Genomic DNA, 16,895 nt, shown 5'->3' with positions numbered 1-16,895 from the left:
CGATGAGGGTGAGTGACGGGACTCGAACCCGCGACATCCTGGACCACAACCAGGTGCTCTACCAGCTGAGCTACACCCACCACGACCGGTGGTGGAACTTGTCGTTTCCCCGACCGGCCGAGAAGAAGTCTACAGGGTCCGCAGGGGTGCTCGCGCACATGTTTTGGCGAGCACCGGTCCCGGGGCTACTGCGCGGGCAGGACGTACTTGGCGGCGATCGACTTCGCCGTGTCGGAGTCCGGGCCGGGCTGCGGGACGAAGACGGCCTCGCGGTAGTAGCGCAGCTCGGCGATCGACTCGCGGATGTCGGCGAGGGCCCGGTGGTTGCCGTTCTTCTCCGGGCTGTTGAAGTACGCCCTCGGGTACCAGCGGCGGGCCAGCTCCTTGATGGAGGACACGTCCACGATCCGGTAGTGGAGGTAGTCCTCCAGGGTCGGCATGTCGCGCAGCAGGAAGCCGCGGTCGGTGCCGACGGAGTTGCCGCACAGCGGGGCCTTGCCGGGCTCCTTCACGTGCTCCCGCACATACGCGAGGACCTGCTCCTCGGCGTCCTTCAGCGTCGTGCCGTTCGGGAGCTCGTCGAGCAGTCCGGACGCGGTGTGCATCTGACGCACCACCTCCGGCATCGTCTCCAGCGCCCGCTCCGGCGGGCGGATGACGATGTCCACCCCCTCGCCGAGTACGTTCAGCTCGGAGTCGGTGACGAGGGCGGCCACCTCGATGAGAGCGTCGTCGGACAGCGAGAGGCCGGTCATCTCGCAGTCGATCCACACCATGCGATCGTTCATGCGACCACCCTAAATCGGGCTGGTGATTTTCGGTCCCCCCGTGCCGGGTGCTCCGCAGGAGTGCCGGGGGACGGCCGTCGGGAGTCCGCGGCTTCGTCGTGGCCGGTCGCGCAGTTCCCCGCGCCCCGATCGGGGCGCGGGGAACTCGACCCGCTCAGCTGCCGTGCCTGGGCCCCGGCAGCAGACCGACCGCGCCCGCCGCCTGCCGGCGGCTCTGCATCGGGACGCCGCTCTCCGGGTGGAGGAGGGCGGGGACCGGGCCGGTCACCGGGCCCGGTCCGGGCAGGCCGGTCGGGGCGCCGGGCTGGGGCAGCGCGGGCTCCGGCTCACCCGGCCGGTCGCCCTGCGGCCGACGGGCGCGATAGGCGGCCCGGTAGGCGGCGGGGGACGAGCCGAGCTGACGGCGGAAGTGCCCGCGCAGCGCGACGGGGGAGCGGAAGCCGCAGCGGCCCGCCACCTCGTCCACGCTGTAGTCCGACGTCTCCAGCAGCCGCTGTGCCTGGAGCACCCGCTGCGTGATCAGCCACTGCAGCGGCGCGCTCCCGGTCAGCGAGCGGAACCGGCGGTCGAACGTACGGCGGCTCATGTAGGCGCGTGCCGCCAGCGTCTCCACGTCGAACTGCTCGTGGAGGTGTTCCAGCGCCCAGGCGACGACCTCGGCCAGCGGGTCGGCGCCGATCTCCTCTGGTAAAGAGCGGTCCAGATAGCGCTCCTGGCCTCCTGTCCGGCGCGGTGGGACGACCAGGCGGCGGGCCAGCGCGCCGGCCGCCTCGTTGCCGTGGTCCGTCCGCACGATGTGGAGACAGAGATCGATTCCGGCCGCCGTACCCGCCGACGTGAGCACGTCGCCGTCGTCCACGAAGAGCTCTCGCGGATCGACGTGCACCGACGGATAGCGCTTGGCCAGCGTCGGCGCGTACATCCAGTGGGTCGTCGCGGGACGGCCGTCCAGCAGGCCCGCCGCCGCGAGGACGAAGGCGCCGGTGCACAGCCCGACGATGCGGGCGCCCTCCTCGTGTGCCCGGCGCAGGGCGTCCAGCGCCTCCTCCGGTGGCGGCGAGGTGATCGAACGCCAGGCCGGTACGACGACCGTCCCGGCGCGTGAGATCGCCTCCAGGCCATGCGGTGCGGTCAGTTCCAGGCCCCCTGTGGTCCGCAGCGGACCTTCCTCGCCGCCGCACACCAGCAGTCGGTAGCGCGGCACGCCGGCGTCCTGGCGGTCGATCCCGAACACCGACAGCGGAATGGAACTCTCGAAGATGGGGCCGCCGCTGAACAGCAGCACCGCGACGATCTCCTTGCGGCGGCGCCCGGAGAGTTTCCGGGCCGCGGCTTCCGGCGCGGCAGTGGAGTCGTGGCTCATACTGCTAAGCCCCCCTCGGTGGTCGCGGCTCCTCGGTTGTGTCGCTCCTGCACGTTTCCCCTCGGTCCTGCACGAGTCCCCCGCCGTAAAGACAGTCAAGATCGAATCTACTGGCTACCGCGGTCTCACGGTGGCCGGTTCGACACGCCGGACATTGTCGACATGACAACTTGGCGTGAAGCATTCGATCACGAAGCGTTGCACTCGCGGGGGGTGTAGGGAAGTGCGCCTTGTCGCGGTGGCCGAACCGCGTAGGGTGCGCAGCCGTCGATGGACCCTTTCCGTGCAGGTCAAACGGGGGTTGGAGGGTGGTTGCGCCCCCCCTGGGTCGACATTGAGAAGTTGGCTGAAAAGAAACCTTCGGGGGTACGGAAACAGGTCAGTTGACCGGTGTCCGTCCCCGGGTGTGGCGTCTGCCGCTTTGCGGGCCGGAACGGTCGGCGCTCCGCGCGGCGCACCGTTCCGATCGCCGCAGCAGCACCCGGCACACGGCCGTGACGGCGGCCAGTCCCAGCGCGGCCCCCGCGGCGCCGGCCAGCGAGGTCCCGTACCAGACCAGGACGACGGGGACGAGGACGCAGCTGAAGGCGGCCCAGCGGATCACCTCGCCCGCGCCGTCCGGCGGCGCCGGACGTGGCCGTGCGGCGGATCGCGGTCCGGGCATCTCGTACTCCCCTTCGTGTCCCCGGTGTACTCCTTGGGGGTACGTCCGAGGTGGTGGCTCGCCCGGTTCAACGCCCGTTCGGCCACTCGGTCACCGGTCGATCGCGACGCGCGCGGGTGTTAACCGTGTGCAAACCGCCTGTACGGGGCAGCAACCATTGCGTTACGGGCGCGGCTCGTGCATGCTCCGGTGAACCCACTCCCCGACGTCGGGGGACCGCTCACGGAGCGTGCGCGGGATCTGGGCCCGGGAGGCGTGCCGCCGTACCCTTGGGGGTATGGGGTTGGGAAGATGTTTCCCGGACACAGCTCCGTGCCTGCTCCGACGCGCAACTGTCGTCCCCGCCCGTAAAGGATCAAGACGCCGAGACAGCCATGGCCGGTCACGAATTCTTCGACCCAGCGGACCGCAAGCGGCCCGTCGCCGATCCCACGGCGTCCGAGCCCCTGGCGGCGGAAGAGCCACGCCCCTCCTGCGACCCAGCCTTCCGGCACGGAGTCGTCGTCGGCTTCGACGGCTCCACCTCCAGCGAGCGTGCCCTCGCCTACGCGATCGGCATGGCCCACCGCTCCCACTCCGGCCTGATCATCGTCCACGTCGCCAACCGGCTGCCGACGACCGTGTGGGCCGGCTGCGAGCCACCGGTCTTCGTCGACGTGCCGGACCACCGCACCGAGGTCCTCGGGCTCGAACTGGCCTGTGCGGACTATCTGTCCGAGGTGCCCTGGATCCTGGTCGAGCGCGGCGGGGACATCTGCCACGAACTCGAAGAGGTCGGGCGGGAGTACGAGGCGGACGCGATCGTCGTGGGCTCCACGCACGGCATCGTCGGCCGCATCTTCGGCTCGGTCGCCGGGCGGCTCGCCAAGCGGGCGCAGCGGCCCGTGATCGTCATTCCCTGAGTACGCCAACTCCCTTTGTGCAGCGCGAAACTACTCGCGCGTAGAGGTGGTTTGTGCCCTTGTGAAGGGCATATATCGGTCACCCCGCAACGGCACAGCATGAAGGGAGCCCGCCGTGGACAACGGAAGTACTACGGTGGTCGGCCGACTCGCCCTGGGAATCACCCTGTTGGCGTTCGGTCTCGGTACGACAGGCGTGATCCACGGCGTGGCCGTGTCCGACGCCGTGTCAGTGGCCCACTATGTGGGCGGAGTCGCCCTGTTCCTCGTCGGCCTGCTGGCCTTCCGCGGTGGCGACGGCGTTTCCGGTACGGGCTTTGCGGCCCTCGGCGCGCTGTGGTTCACCTGGGCGGTCGGCGGTCACTCCTCCGCCGACGCGGCCGGGCTCTTCCTCCTCCTGTTCGCCCTCGTGGCGCTCACCCTGACCCTCGCGGGCGGGGACAGTCTGGGTCAGGTCGTGCACGGGCTGCTGTTCCTGGCGATGCTGGTGCTGGCCGTCGCGGCCTTCGCCGACAGTTCCTCTCTCGCCAAGGTCGGGGGCTGGGTGGCCGCTGTGTCCGGCGCGGTGGCCTGGTACGCGGCGACGGCCGCGCTGGCTCACTGGCCGACGGCTCTTCCCGGTCGTGCTGCGGGCCGGGGGGTGACGGCCGCCGGCTGATTCCGAGCAGCACTGAACGGACCCCCACGTGAAGGTGGCCACGTGGGGGTCCGTTCTGCTGTCGCGGAATTACTCCACCGTCACCGACTTCGCCAGGTTCCGCGGCTTGTCGATGTCCCGGCCCAGGGCCTTCGCCGTGTGGTAAGCCAGGAGCTGGAGCGGGATGCCCATCAGGATCGGGTCCAGTTCGTCCTCGTTCTTCGGGACGACGATCGTCTGGTCCGCCTTCTCCTGGTGCTGGTGGGCCACCGCGAGGATCTTGCCGCTGCGGGCCTTGATCTCCTCCAGGGCGGCGCGGTTCTTCTCCAGCAGGTCGTCGTCGGGGACGATCGCGACCGTCGGCAGGGCCGGCTCGATCAGGGCCAGCGGGCCGTGCTTCAGCTCGGAGGCGGGGTAGGCCTCGGCGTGGATGTAGGAGACCTCCTTGAGCTTCAGGGAGGCCTCGCGGGCCACCGGGTAGCCCCGGACGCGGCCGATGAAGAGCATCGAGCGGGCGTCGGCGTACAGCTCGGCCAGCTCCTTGATCTGCTCCTCCTGCTTGAGGATCTCGGTGATCTGGTCCGGCAGCCTGCGCAGGCCCTCGATGATCCGCTTGCCGTCACGGACCGACAGGTCGCGGGTGCGGCCGAGGTGCAGGGCGAGGAGGGCGAAGGCCACGGTCATGTTCGTGAAGCACTTCGTCGAGACCACGCAGACCTCGGGGCCGGCGTGGACGTAGATCCCGGCGTCGGCCTCGCGCGCGATCGCCGAGCCGACGACGTTGACGACGCCGAAGACCCTGGCGCCCTTGCGCTTCAGCTCCTGCACGGCGGCGAGGACGTCGTACGTCTCACCGGACTGGGAGACCGCGACGTACAGGGTGTCGGGGTCCACGACCGCGTTGCGGTAGCGGAACTCGGAGGCCGGCTCGGCGTCGGCGGGGATGCGGGCCAGCTCCTCGATCATCTGGGCGCCGATCATGCCCGCGTGGTAGGAGGTGCCGCAGCCGAGGATCTTCACGCGGCGGATCTGCCGGGCCTCGCGGGCGTCCAGGTTGAGGCCGCCGAGGTGCACGGTGGAGAAGCGGTCGTCGATGCGGCCGCGCAGCACGCGGTCCACGGCGTCGGCCTGCTCGAAGATCTCCTTGTGCATGTAGGTGTCGTGGCCGCCCATGTCGTACGACTCGGCCTCCCACTCCACGGTCGTGGGCTCGGCGGTGGTGCGCGTGCCCTCGGTGGTGTAGGTGCGGAAGTCGTCGGCCTTCAGGGTGGCCATCTCGCCGTCGTCGAGGGTCACTATCTGGCGGGTGTGCATGACCAGGGCGGCGATGTCGGAGGCGACGAACATCTCCTTCTCGCCGATGCCGAGCACGACCGGGGAGCCGTTGCGGGCCACCACGATCCGGTCGGGGAAGTCGGCGTGCACGACCGCGATGCCGTACGTGCCCTCGATCGCCCGGACCGCCTGGCGGACCTTGTCCTCCAGCTTCTCGGCGGCGGAGCGGGCGATGAGGTGGGTGAGGACCTCGGTGTCGGTCTCGGAGAGGAATTCGACGCCGTCCGCCTCCAGCTTGCGGCGCAGGTCGGCGGCGTTGTCGATGATGCCGTTGTGGACGACGGCGACCTTGCCGTCGGCCGACATGTGCGGGTGGGCGTTGACGTCGGAGGGGGCGCCGTGGGTGGCCCAGCGGGTGTGGGCGATGCCGGTGGTGCCCTTGAAGCGCGCCGGGACCTTGGCCTCCAGGTCGCGCACCCGGCCCTTGGCCTTGACCATCTTCAGACCGGGCGTCTTCGGGGAGGAGACGACGATGCCCGCGGAGTCGTAGCCGCGGTACTCCAGCCGCTGCAGCCCTTCGAGCAGCAGCGGGGCGACGTCACGCTTTCCGATGTATCCGACAATTCCGCACATGTATGGGTATTCCTAGCCGTAGACGATGCGGCGCAGCTGCCTGAGCGTCAGCTCGGGCGGTGCCACCGCTCGATACCTGAGGTCCGCCGCGATCCGTTCGAAGATCTCCGCGTTCACCAGGCCCTGTGCCTGCAGCTCGCGGTGGCGGCGACGGACGTAGTCCTCCGTCGACTCGTCGAAGTAGGCGAGCACGTCCTGGACCACCCGCAGCGCCTCGCCCCGGTTCAGGGTCGTGGAACGCGTCAGATGATCCACAAGTTCGTCGTGCACCCGGTAGATCCTGGAGTACGGGGCGCGGTTTCGCAAGAAACGTGCCCGATTTCGGGCAGGGCCCCCTTCCGGACCCTGTTGGATCTCTGTTCCCCGGGCGTCCACCCTGTGTCGTGCGTCTCGTTGCCCGGACCGGCGAGTTTCGGGCGCCATGGACATTCCTCGTATGGGAGTACCCGACCGGCTCGCCGAGCGCATGAGCATGGCCGAGCAGCATGAGTACCTGCGCGCGAGATTCTCGCGCCGGAACCTGATCAGAGGCGGCGCCGTCACGCTGGGCGCCGTCACGGGTGGCGCGTATGTGACGGGTGCCACCGCCCGGGCCGCCGTACCGACCCAGCGCACCGCCCCGGCCACCGAGCACGTCGACGGCGCCCTCGTCGCCCCCTTCGGCCGGCACCTCGCCTACGGCACCGACCCGCGCACCGAGATGACCGTCTCCTGGCAGGTCCCGGTCGCCGTGAAGAAGCCGTTCATCCGCATCGGCGCCCGCCCCTGGGACCTCTCCCGCCGGATCGACGCCGAGGTCCGCACCCTCTACACCCCGGCCGGCGTCGGCGCGAGCGGCGACCACACGCAGTACTACCTGCACGCCCGGCTCACCCACCTGCGCCCCGGAAAGACGTACTACTACGGCGTCGGCCACGAGGGCTTCGACCCCGCCGAGCCGCACCTGCTGGGCACCCTGGGCACCTTCACCACCGCCCCCGCCCACCGGGAGCCGTTCACCTTCACGGCCTTCGGCGACCAGGGCGTCAGCTACCACGCCCTCGCCAACGACAGCCTGATCCTCGGCCAGAACCCGGCCTTCCACCTGCACGCGGGCGACATCGCCTACGGCGACCCGGCCGGCCAGGGCAAGTCCACCGACACGGGCTTCGACTCGCGCACCTGGGACCAGTTCCTCCACCAGACCGAGTCGGTCGCCAAGCAGATCCCGTGGATGGTCTCGTACGGCAACCACGACATGGAGGCCTGGTACTCGCCGAACGGCTACGGCGGCGAAGAGGCCCGCTGGACCATGCCGGACAACGGACCGGACGCCGCGCACCTGCCCGGCGTCTACTCCTTCGTGCACGGCAACACGGCGATCGTCTCGCTGGACCCCAACGACGTCTCCTTCGAGATCCCGGCGAACCTGGGGATTTCCGGAGGCACGCAGACCAAGTGGTTCGAGAGCCAGCTGAAGCGGTTCCGGGCCCGTGACGACATCGACTTCGTCGTCGTCTTCTTCCACCACTGCGCGTACTGCACGTCCACGGCGCACGCCTCGGAGGGGGGCGTGCGCCAGGAGTGGGTGCCGCTGTTCGAGAAGTACCAGGTGGACCTGGTCATCAACGGCCACAACCACCAGTACGAGCGCACCGACGTGATCAAGGACAACAAGGTCACCAAGAAGCTCCCGATCGGCGGCACCGCCTACCCCGAGACCGAGGGCGTCGTCTACGTCACCGCCGGCGCCGCGGGCCGCAGCCTGTACGCGTTCACCGCCCCCGACTCCTACGAGGGCCACGAGCACGAGGTCGACTCGGTCGCGTCCTTCATCAACACCAAGGACGGCAAGGTCAACGAGACCGTCACCTGGTCCCGGGTGCGCTACCTCGACTACTCCTTCCTGCGCGTCGACGTCACCCCCGCCCCGCGGGGCCGGCAGACCACGCTGACGGTGTCGGGCATCGCCGAGACCGGTGAGCGCATCGACCACTTCACGGTGTCCCGCCGGGCGAAGTAACTCCCCGGGCCCGCCGTCGGGCGGTCCTGCGCACGCGCCCTCACAAGCGCTTCAGGACCGCCTGCTTGGCCAGGGCGAACTCCTCGTCCGTCAGCACCCCGTCCCGGCGCAGCTCGCCGAGCTCGCGCAGCCGCCGCAGCAGCGCGTCGTGGTCCTCGCCCCCGGCCGGCTCCTCGGCGGGCGCCGGCCGCTGCGGCGGTACGGCGGCCGGGGCGGGGGCCGCGGGATGCGGCAGCCGGGCCTGTACGGCGGCGGCCACCAGTGCCATCAGCGGGTCCTTCTTGAAGCCCCACAACTCGACCGCGTTCGGGTCGTACTTGGGCGGGGCCGTGATCGGCGCGCCGCGCACCAGGAACCGCAGGTGCCCGTTCTCCAGCCCGGCCGCCGGCTGCCACTCCACGCCCGTGATCTCCGCCAGGGGAAGCGCCCGGGGCCCGGCGGCGGCCTTGGCGTCCTCCGTCTTCCAGTTCCACTCCAGCCGCACCTGCTCCCCGTCGAAGCTCGCCGTGCCGTCCCCGGCGGAGGCGGACACCGGCAGCGCCGGGCCCGGCAGCAGGTACCCGTCGGCCGGCTCCGGCGGGACCTGCTCCAACAGCAGCGCGGTGCGGACCTCGTCCGCGACGTACTCGGCGACGCCGTACCGGTCGGTCTGCACCGCCAGCTGATACGGGTCGTCCGCCTCGGCGAGCCGTCCGCCGGTCGCCTGCGTCAACGGGTCGGCGCCGTCGCGCAGCCTCAGCCTCAGCCGCCCCGACCTGCGCCCCTGCTCGAAGGAGACACCGGCCAACGCCCCGATCGGTACGACGAGTTCGCCCAGCTCACGGCGGAGCGGGCTCACGTTCTTGTCCCGGCCCGGGGTGAGCCGCAGGGCGTCGCCGTCGAAGGCCCAGGTGCCGTCCTTCTGGATGATTTCCGCCATGGAGGGATTGTTTCACCGGATCTGCGGGAGAGTGGTCTCGACCACATTTGGAAGGGAGCGCATGTGAGACGCAACCACAGCACGACTCCCCGAACCCCCCGACTGCCCAGGTCCTCCCGTGTGTTCGGGTCCCTGCTCCTCGTGGCGGCGGCCGGTGTCTTCACCCTGGGGGCCGCGCCCTCCGCACGGGCGGCGGTGCCCCCCACCCCGCTCGACCGGGTGATCCCGGCCCCCGCCTCGGTCCAGCCCGGCGGCACCGCGTACCGCCTCGCCCGCGGCACCTCCGTCCGGGTCGACGCCACTCCCGAGGTCCGCCGTGTCGGCGCCTACCTCGCCGGCATCCTGCGGCCCTCCACCGGCTACCCGCTGCCGCTCACCGAGTCCGGCACCGGAGGCGTCCGGCTCCACCTGGCGAAGGGCGACTACGGCGCCGAGGGCTACCGGCTGCACAGCGGTGCCGACGGCGTCACCCTCACCGCGAGCACCCCCGCCGGCCTCTTCCACGGCGTGCAGACGCTGCGTCAGCTCCTGCCCGCCGCCGTGGAGAAGCGGACCGTCCAGCCCGGCCCCTGGCAGATCGCCGGCGGCACCGTCACCGACCGCCCCCGCTACGCCTACCGCGGCGCCATGCTCGACGTCTCCCGGCACTTCTTCACCGTGGCCCAGGTCGAGCGCTACATCGACGAACTCGCCCTGTACAAGGTCAACGAGCTGCATCTGCACCTCAGCGACGACCAGGGCTGGCGCATCGCCGTGAACTCCTGGCCGCGCCTCGCGACGTACGGTGGCTCCACCGAGGTCGGCGGCGGCAAGGGCGGCTACTACACCAAGGCGGAGTACCGCGAGATCGTCCGGTACGCGGCCTCCCGCTATCTGGAGGTCGTCCCCGAGATCGACATGCCCGGCCACACCAACGCGGCCCTCGCCTCCTACGCCGCCCTCAACTGCAACGGCCAGGCGCCCCCGCTCTACACGGGCACCAAGGTGGGCTTCAGCTCGCTGTGCGCGGCCAAGCAGGTGACGTACGACTTCGCGAACGACGTCCTGCGCGAACTGGCCGCGCTCACCCCCGGCCGCTACCTCCACATCGGCGGCGACGAGGCCCACTCCACCAGCCACGCCGACTACGTGACCATCATGGACCGCGTCCAGCCCCTCGTCGGGAAGTACGGCAAGACGGTCATCGGCTGGCACCAGCTCACCGGTGCCCACCCGGTCAAGGGCGCGATCGCCCAGTACTGGGGCCTGGACACCACCAGCGCCGCCGACAAGGACCAGGTCGCCCAGGCCGCCCGGAACGGCACCGGGCTGATCCTGTCCCCGGCCGACCGGGTCTACCTCGACATGAAGTACACCAAGGACACCGAGCTGGGCCTCGACTGGGCGGGCCTGGTGGAGGTACGGCGGTCGTACGACTGGGACCCGGGCAGCTACCTCGCGGGCGCCCCGAGTTCGGCGGTCAAGGGCGTGGAGGCACCCCTGTGGTCCGAGACGCTGAAGACGTCCGCCGACCTCGACTACATGGCGTTCCCGCGGCTTCCGGGCGCGGCCGAGCTGGGCTGGTCCCCGGCGGCCACGCACGACTGGGACGCGTACAAGGTGCGCCTCGCCGCGCAGGCCCCGCGCTGGGACGCGCTCGGGATCGGCTACTACCGCTCCCCGCAGGTCCCGTGGCCGGCCGGCTGAGCTGACCGGGCACCCCGGAGGACCGTACTCCGGGGTGCCCGTGTCCCACCGTCGGGATCCCGCGGTCAGAGCCCCGCGAGGGGGTTCTCCAGGGTCCCGACGAGCTGGAGCGCGCCGGACGGGTCGGCGAGGTCCACCATCTGCCGGTTGTCGCGCAGCTGGAGCCGGTTCAGGCAGGAGCGCGCGAACTCGGGGGCGAACATGTCGTACTGCCGGAACCTGTCGGCCAGTTCGGGGTTCGCGTGCTGGTACTCGCGGGTGACCTCGGCGACCGTGCGCCAGAAGCCGTCCTCCGCCAGGATCCCCTCGGCGGCCAGGTGCGCGGCGAGGAAGCGGAAGAAGCAGTCGAAGACGTCGGTGAAGATCGACAGCAGCTTCTTGTCCTCGGGGACCTCGACCGCGATCCGCCGCACCTCCGGCGGCAGTACGGCGTCCGGGTCCATCACCGCGATCTCCTCGGCGATGTCCTTGTAGACCGCCCGCCGTACGACGCCGTCCTCCAGCACCAGGATGACGTTCTCGCCGTGCGGCATGAAGACGAGGTCGTAGGCGTAGAAGCTGTGCAGCAGCGGGGTGTAGTACGCCCGCAGGTACCGCCGCAGCCACTCGGTGGGCGCGAGGCCGGACCGCTCGATCAGCGCGCCCGCGAAAGAGGCGCCGGCGTGGTCGACGTGCAGCAGCGAGGCCATGGTCGCGAGGGACTCGCCGCCTTGGAGGGAGGGCACCGGGCTCTCCCGCCACAGCGCGGCCAGCATCTTGCGGTACGGCGAGTAGCGGTCGGTGGCCCGCTCGTACTCCTGGTGCCGGTAGCCGACGGCCGCCCGCTCCCGGATGATGCTCAGGCCCGTCGCCTTCAGCACCGGGTCGTTGTCGATCAGCTGGGCCAGCCAGTCGTTGATCGCCGGGGTGGCCTCCATGTAGGCGGCCGAAAGACCGCGCATGAAGCCCATGTTGATGACGGACAGGGCCGTCTTCACATAGTGCTTGTGCGGGGCGCTGCTGTTGAAGAACGTCCGGATGGACTGCTGGGCCAGGTACTCGTCGTCGCCCTCCCCGAGGCAGACCAGGTGCCGCCGGGCCACCTCGGCGGCGAAGGTGACGGACAGCTTGTTCCACCACTGCCAGGGGTGGACCGGGATGAGGAGGTAGTCGGCGGGGTCGAGGCCCTGCCCGATGAGGGACTTCGCGAACCGCTCGACGGTGTCCGCCCCCAGCTCCTGCCGGATGAACTCCTCGTACTCGATGCCCACGCCCGCCGTGAACGCGGCCCGCGAGCGGTGCGCGGCCAGCCACACCAGCCGGACCGGGCCCGCGGTCTCCGGGGCGTACGACAGGTACTCGTGGATGCCGAACCCGAGCCGCCCGTTGTTCGCGACGAAGCACGGGTGCCCCTCGGTCATCCCGGTCTCGATCGCCTGGAAACCGCTCGTGGCCAGCTCCGCGGAGGTGACGCGGGGCTTGGTCAGCTTGTAGCAGGTGCCGGAGAGGGTGGAGGAGATCTCCTCCAGGTAGACCGGCAGGATCTCGTCGGACAGGCCCAGGGACTCCCTCAGCTCGATGAAGAAGTCCAGGGCGGCGAGCGGGAGTTCGTCGTCGCCGCGGTGCCGGGTGATGGAGGCGGCGTCGACCTGCCAGTGGTCGAGGGCGCGGCGGACGGCGCGGAAGCGGTAGGCGGTGAGCCCGTCGTCGCTGCGGACGACGTACCGGTCGCCGTCCAGGGCCTCCGGGGTGATCAGGCACTCGTGCGCGAACTCGGCGAGCGCCTTGCGTATCAGCAGCCGGTTGGCGGAGTCCCAGCGTTCGGGGGACAGGTGGGCCACGGCGTCGGTGAGGCTCATGCGGCCACCGCCTGCTCGAAACGCTCACGCGTGCAGAAGCTCAACAACGCCCTTTTCTCCGGCTTCTCGATCTCCCTCTCGGGCACGAACCCGACGGCCTCGTTCAGGGCGTGCACGGCCGTGTTGCGCACGTCCGGTTCGACGACGACACGCGCCACGGCCGGGTCCTCGAAGAGCCGGGCCACCACGGCGGTGATGACGGCCCTGGTGAACCCGTGCACGGGCGTGTCGGCCGCCGGGGTGAGGAAGTGCATGCCGATGTCGCCGGGCCGCGCCTCGTACAGACCGGCCAGCTCGCGGTGGGCGGGGTCGTACGTCTCCATGAGGAAGACGGGCTCCCCGTCGCGCAGCCCGAGCAGTGCCTGATGGTGCTCGTCCGCCGCGATCTCCATGTACGCGCGCTCGACGTCCTCCAGCCTCGCGTCCTGCATCATCCAGAAGGCCGCCTTGGGATGGGTGACCCAGGCGTGCAGCAGCTCGGCGTCCCGCAGGGGATCGACGTCACGGAAGGCGAAGGTCATACGGCGAACTCCTGGAAGGCGATGGTCTTCTCGACCGGGTAGTAGGCGGCGCCGAGCAGCTCGCGGATGATGCAGCTGTTGCGGTACGCGCCCATGCCCAGGTCGGGGCTGGTGATGCTGTGGGTGTGGACGCCGGCGTTCTGGAGGAAGACGCCGCGGCCGGTGGTGTCGACGGCGTAGTTGCGGGCGACGTCGAAGCGGCCGTGGCCGTCGAAGCGGAGCCGGTCGCGCACGGGGGCGAGGAAGGCCGGCGGCGTGTAGTGGTAGCCGGTGGCCAGCACCAGGCCCTCGGAGCGGATCTCGAAGTCCTTGCCCTGCTCGTCCTGGCGGAAGCCGAGGGTGTACGCGCCGTCCGCGTGATCGGCGCTGTGCAGCGAGGAGTTGGTGAGCAGCCGGGTCGGGACCGGGCGGTCGCCGCTCTCCACGTTCTTCTGGTAGAGCAGATCGAAGATCGAGTCGATCAGGTCCGAGTTGATGCCCTTGAACAGCCCCTTCTGCTGCTTCTCCAGCCGGTAGCGGGTCTCCTCGGGCAGGGCGCGGAAGTAGTCGACGTAGTCCGGGGACGTCATCTCCAGGGTCAGTTTGGTGTACTCCAGCGGGAAGAAGCGCGGGGAGCGGGTGACCCAGTTCAGCTCGTAGCCGTGTACGTCGATCTCGGCGAGCAGCTCGTGGTAGATCTCGGCCGCGCTCTGGCCGCTGCCGACGATCGTGATCGACTTCTTCGCCTGCAGCTCCGCCTTGCGGTGCATGTACCGGGAGGTGTGCAGGAAGTCGCCGCCGAGGTCCCGGCAGGCCTCGGGGACGAAGGGGACCGTGCCCGTGCCGAGGACCAGATGCCGGCCGCGGTACGTCTCCCCGCGCTCGGTGCGGACGACGTACAGCTCGTCCTCGTACGTCACCTCGGTGACCGTCGTGCCGAACCGGACGCTGCTCAGCCGCCCCGCCGCCCAGCGGCAGTAGTCGTCGTACTCGACCCGCAGGGGATAGAAGTTCTCGCGGATGTAGAACGAGTACAGTCGGCCCTTCTCCTTCAGATAGTTGAGGAAGGAGTACGGCGAGGTCGGGTCGGCGAGGGTGACCAGGTCCGACATGAACGGCGTCTGGAGGTGGGCGCCGTCCAGGAACATCCCGGCGTGCCACTCGAAGTCCGGCTTGGACTCCAGGAAGACGCCGTCCAGTTCGGGGATCGGCTCGGTCAGACAGGCCAGGCCGAGGTTGAAGGGGCCGAGCCCGATCCCCACGAAGTCATGGATGCGGCGGGCTTCAGGAAGCGCGGTCAAGGGAGTCTCCCAGGTACTGCTCGGCGTGGCCGGCGATCAGGTCGAGGACGGCGGCGATGTCGGCCGTGGTCGTCTCGGGGTTGAGCAGGGTGAACTTCAGGTAGTGGCGGCCGCCCACCTTGGTGCCCGCGACGACGGCGTCACCGGAGGCGAACAGGGCCTTGCGGGCGTAGAGGTTGGCGCGGTCGATCGCGGCCGGGTCGGTGACGGCGGCCGGGATCCAGCGGAAGACGAGGGTGGAGAGCGAGGGCGCCACGACGACGTCGAACCGGGGGTCGGCGGCCAGCAGCTCCCAGCCCTGTGCCGCCAGGTCGCAGACCTCGTCGAAGAGCTCGCCGATCCCGTCGGCGCCCATCACCCGCAGCGTCATCCACAGCTTGAGCGCGTCGAAACGGCGGGTGGTCTGCAGGGACTTGTCGACCTGGTTGGGGATGCGCTCCTGCACCATGCGGCGCGGGTTGAGGTACTCCGCGTGGTAGGTGGCGTGGCGCAGGGTCGTCGCGTCCCGTACCAGGACGGCGGACGAACTCACCGGCTGGAAGAAGGACTTGTGGTAGTCCACGGTGACGGAGTCGGCGCGCTCGATGCCCTCGATGCGGTCCCGGTACCTGAGGGAGGCGAGCAGTCCGCAGCCGTAGGCGGCGTCGACGTGCAGCCAGGTGCCGAAGCGCTCGCACAGCTCGGCTGTCTCGGGCAGCGGGTCGATGGAGCCGAAGTCGGTGGTGCCGGCGGTGGCGACGACGGCCATGGGGACGAGGCCGCCCTGCACGCAGCGCTCCAGTTCGCGGGCGAGGGCCACGGTCTGCATCCGCTTGTCGTGGTCGACGGGTATCGGGACGACCGCGTCCGGGCCCAGGCCGAGGAGTGTGGCGGACTTCCGCACGCTGAAGTGGCTGACCTCGGAGGCGAAGATCCGCAGTTTCGCCGGGGAGGGGCTCTTGGTCTCCTCCCGGGCGAGCAGCAGCGCCTGGAGGTTGGACTGGGTGCCGCCGGAGGTGAACACGCCGTCGGCGGCGGGGCCGAGGCCGATCCGCCGGGCCGTCCAGTCGATGAGCCTGCGCTCGATCAGGGTGCCGCCGGCCGACTGGTCCCAGGTGTCCAGGGAGGAGTTGACCGCGGAGAGCACGGCCTCGCCGAGCACCGCCGGTATGACGACCGGGCAGTTGAGGTGGGCGAGGTAGCGGGGGTGGTGGAAGTACACCGCGTCGCGCAGGTACACCTCCTCCAGCTCGTCCAGGGCGGCGGTGGCGCTGCCGAGCGGGCGGTCCAGGTCGATGGCGTCCACGCGGGGGGCGAGGGCGTCCACGGTGACGCCGGTGAACGGGCGGTCGGTGGTGGCGAGTTTGGCCGCCACCCGCTCGACTCCTTCGGTCACGGAGCTGCGGTAGTGCTCCGCGGTGAGGCCATTGAGCAGGTGCGAGCGCATGTGGGGGTCCTCCGAGGGGTGATCGAACTTAGGTAAGCCTAACCTAACTTTCAGAAATCGAGGCATGCCTCACCCGTGATCACTGTCACGGGGCGGTGCGGTGCGGCGCGGTGCCTACTCGGCGGCCCGCAACTGCTCTTCGGTCATCCCCTGTCGCCAGTACCCGACGAAGGTCACCCGGCGCCGGTCCACCCCGCGCTCGCCGACGAAGTGCCGCCGCAACGCCTTGACCTGGCCGGACTCGCCCGCGATCCACACGTACGTCCGCTCGTCGCACGGGAGGGCGGCGGCCCGGACGGCGTCGACGGCCGTGGGGGACCCGTCGTGCCGTACGAGCCAGGTGATCTCCGCGTCCGCCTCGGTGCGCACGTCCTGGATGTCGCGGGCGTCCGGCACCTCCAGCCAGGCCCGGGCGCGGGTGCCTGCCGGGAGGGATGCGAGGATCGCGGTCGCGGCGGGTACGGCGGTCTCGTCGCCCCACAGCACGACGAGATCGGTGTCGGCGGGCGGCCGGAAGCGGATCGCGCGGTTGTCGGCGAGGACCGGGCCGAGCACCAGGGCCCGGTCGCCGGCGGTGGCGCGGGCGGCCCAGCGGGAGGCGGGGCCCGCCGGGGTGTGCAGGGCGAAGTCGATGTCGATCTCGTCGGGGTTCCGGCGCAGGGACCGCAGCGTGTACGAGCGCATCACGGCTCGTACGTCGTCCGGCAGTTCACGCCAGGCCTGCCACCAGCCGTCGCCGAGATCGAGAGGGACGGCGGGCTCGGTCTGGTGGGGGTGCGGCAGGAAGAGCGAGAGGGACTGGTCGCGCCCCAGTGACCGGAACGCGGACAGCTCCTCCCCGGTGAAGGTGACCCGGACCAGAGACGGCCCCAGCCGCCTCGTCCGTACGACCTGAAGGGAGAAGAAACGGTACGGGGCGGCTACGGCCGTCGTCATGTCGGCTCCTGAGATGACGTCAGGT

General features: G+C 70.4%; 15 protein-coding genes and 1 tRNA gene. 4 read left to right on the top strand and 12 right to left on the bottom strand.

What is annotated here, in order from left to right; translation table 11 throughout:
• Positions 1–7 precede the first annotated feature (7 nt).
• The 4 genes from ACZ4MF_RS18775 to ACZ4MF_RS18760 all read right to left on the bottom strand — a co-directional run bounded on the left by ACZ4MF_RS18775 (position 8) and on the right by ACZ4MF_RS18760 (position 2,815).
• A tRNA-His gene (locus ACZ4MF_RS18775) sits at positions 8–80 on the bottom strand.
• Positions 81–185: 105 nt separating this feature from the next.
• Entirely contained in the window at positions 186–788 is a 603-nt protein-coding gene (gene orn / locus ACZ4MF_RS18770) for an oligoribonuclease (protein WP_356037712.1), read from the bottom strand.
• 154 nt (positions 789–942) lie between these two features.
• Complete coding sequence (locus ACZ4MF_RS18765; protein ID WP_467493074.1) at positions 943–2,151, bottom strand: helix-turn-helix domain-containing protein; 1,209 nt, start codon at positions 2,149–2,151, stop codon at positions 943–945.
• A 379-nt stretch (positions 2,152–2,530) separates the two neighbouring features.
• On the bottom strand, positions 2,531–2,815 hold the full coding sequence (locus tag ACZ4MF_RS18760) for a hypothetical protein (protein ID WP_467493073.1): 285 nt from the start codon (positions 2,813–2,815) through the stop codon (positions 2,531–2,533).
• A gap of 374 nt (positions 2,816–3,189) precedes the next feature.
• Here ACZ4MF_RS18760 and ACZ4MF_RS18755 point away from each other — a divergent pair, with 374 nt between their 5' ends.
• Positions 3,190–3,717 carry a universal stress protein gene (locus tag ACZ4MF_RS18755; RefSeq protein WP_467493072.1) on the top strand — a complete coding sequence of 176 codons (528 nt, stop codon included), beginning with the start codon at positions 3,190–3,192 and terminating at the stop codon, positions 3,715–3,717.
• 115 nt (positions 3,718–3,832) lie between these two features.
• Positions 3,833–4,375 (top strand): GPR1/FUN34/YaaH family transporter, encoded by a 543-nt coding sequence (locus tag ACZ4MF_RS18750; protein ID WP_467493071.1) that lies wholly within the window; start codon positions 3,833–3,835, stop codon positions 4,373–4,375.
• Between the two features lie 69 nt (positions 4,376–4,444).
• Here the strand turns inward: ACZ4MF_RS18750 and glmS are convergent, their stop codons facing one another.
• Together glmS and ACZ4MF_RS18740 are read right to left on the bottom strand one after the other, a co-directional pair.
• On the bottom strand, positions 4,445–6,262 hold the full coding sequence (gene glmS / locus ACZ4MF_RS18745; RefSeq protein ID WP_362819719.1) for a glutamine--fructose-6-phosphate transaminase (isomerizing): 1,818 nt from the start codon (positions 6,260–6,262) through the stop codon (positions 4,445–4,447).
• 12 nt (positions 6,263–6,274) lie between these two features.
• Complete coding sequence (locus ACZ4MF_RS18740) at positions 6,275–6,532, bottom strand: hypothetical protein (protein ID WP_071372151.1); 258 nt, start codon at positions 6,530–6,532, stop codon at positions 6,275–6,277.
• 166 nt (positions 6,533–6,698) lie between these two features.
• On the opposite strand from ACZ4MF_RS18740, the gene ACZ4MF_RS18735 reads away from it, so the two are divergent.
• Positions 6,699–8,264, top strand: coding sequence for a purple acid phosphatase family protein (locus tag ACZ4MF_RS18735; RefSeq protein ID WP_467493070.1), 1,566 nt, complete (start codon positions 6,699–6,701; stop codon positions 8,262–8,264).
• A 40-nt stretch (positions 8,265–8,304) separates the two neighbouring features.
• On the opposite strand, the gene ACZ4MF_RS18730 is transcribed toward ACZ4MF_RS18735, so the two are convergent.
• Positions 8,305–9,183: a DUF4429 domain-containing protein gene (locus tag ACZ4MF_RS18730; RefSeq protein WP_467493069.1), complete on the bottom strand. Its 879-nt coding sequence runs from the start codon at positions 9,181–9,183 to the stop codon at positions 8,305–8,307.
• Positions 9,184–9,246: 63 nt separating this feature from the next.
• Between ACZ4MF_RS18730 and ACZ4MF_RS18725 the strand changes: the two genes are divergently transcribed.
• The gene (locus ACZ4MF_RS18725; RefSeq protein ID WP_467493068.1) at positions 9,247–10,869 is read left to right on the top strand and encodes a beta-N-acetylhexosaminidase; all 1,623 of its coding nucleotides are present in this window, start codon (positions 9,247–9,249) and stop codon (positions 10,867–10,869) included.
• Between the two features lie 65 nt (positions 10,870–10,934).
• Here ACZ4MF_RS18725 and ACZ4MF_RS18720 read toward each other — a convergent pair whose 3' ends face one another.
• The 5 genes from ACZ4MF_RS18720 to ACZ4MF_RS18700 all read right to left on the bottom strand — a co-directional run bounded on the left by ACZ4MF_RS18720 (position 10,935) and on the right by ACZ4MF_RS18700 (position 16,870).
• Positions 10,935–12,707: an IucA/IucC family protein gene (locus ACZ4MF_RS18720; protein ID WP_467493067.1), complete on the bottom strand. Its 1,773-nt coding sequence runs from the start codon at positions 12,705–12,707 to the stop codon at positions 10,935–10,937.
• On the bottom strand, positions 12,704–13,228 hold the full coding sequence (locus tag ACZ4MF_RS18715) for a GNAT family N-acetyltransferase (protein ID WP_467493066.1): 525 nt from the start codon (positions 13,226–13,228) through the stop codon (positions 12,704–12,706). Before ACZ4MF_RS18715 ends, ACZ4MF_RS18720 begins: the two co-directional genes overlap by 4 nt.
• Positions 13,225–14,508 carry a lysine N(6)-hydroxylase/L-ornithine N(5)-oxygenase family protein gene (locus ACZ4MF_RS18710; protein WP_467493065.1) on the bottom strand — a complete coding sequence of 428 codons (1,284 nt, stop codon included), beginning with the start codon at positions 14,506–14,508 and terminating at the stop codon, positions 13,225–13,227. The genes ACZ4MF_RS18715 and ACZ4MF_RS18710 overlap by 4 nt, the downstream gene beginning before the upstream one ends.
• Positions 14,492–15,934: a lysine decarboxylase DesA gene (gene desA, locus ACZ4MF_RS18705; RefSeq protein ID WP_467493064.1), complete on the bottom strand. Its 1,443-nt coding sequence runs from the start codon at positions 15,932–15,934 to the stop codon at positions 14,492–14,494. Before desA ends, ACZ4MF_RS18710 begins: the two co-directional genes overlap by 17 nt.
• Before the next feature lie 114 nt (positions 15,935–16,048).
• The gene (locus tag ACZ4MF_RS18700; protein ID WP_467493063.1) at positions 16,049–16,870 is read right to left on the bottom strand and encodes a siderophore-interacting protein; all 822 of its coding nucleotides are present in this window, start codon (positions 16,868–16,870) and stop codon (positions 16,049–16,051) included.
• Between the last annotated feature and the right edge of the window lie 25 nt (positions 16,871–16,895).

The organism is Streptomyces sp. NPDC025793, from assembly GCF_055558375.1.
Note: the sequence above shows the minus strand (reverse complement) of the source record. Positions and strands in the feature narration are given on the sequence as shown.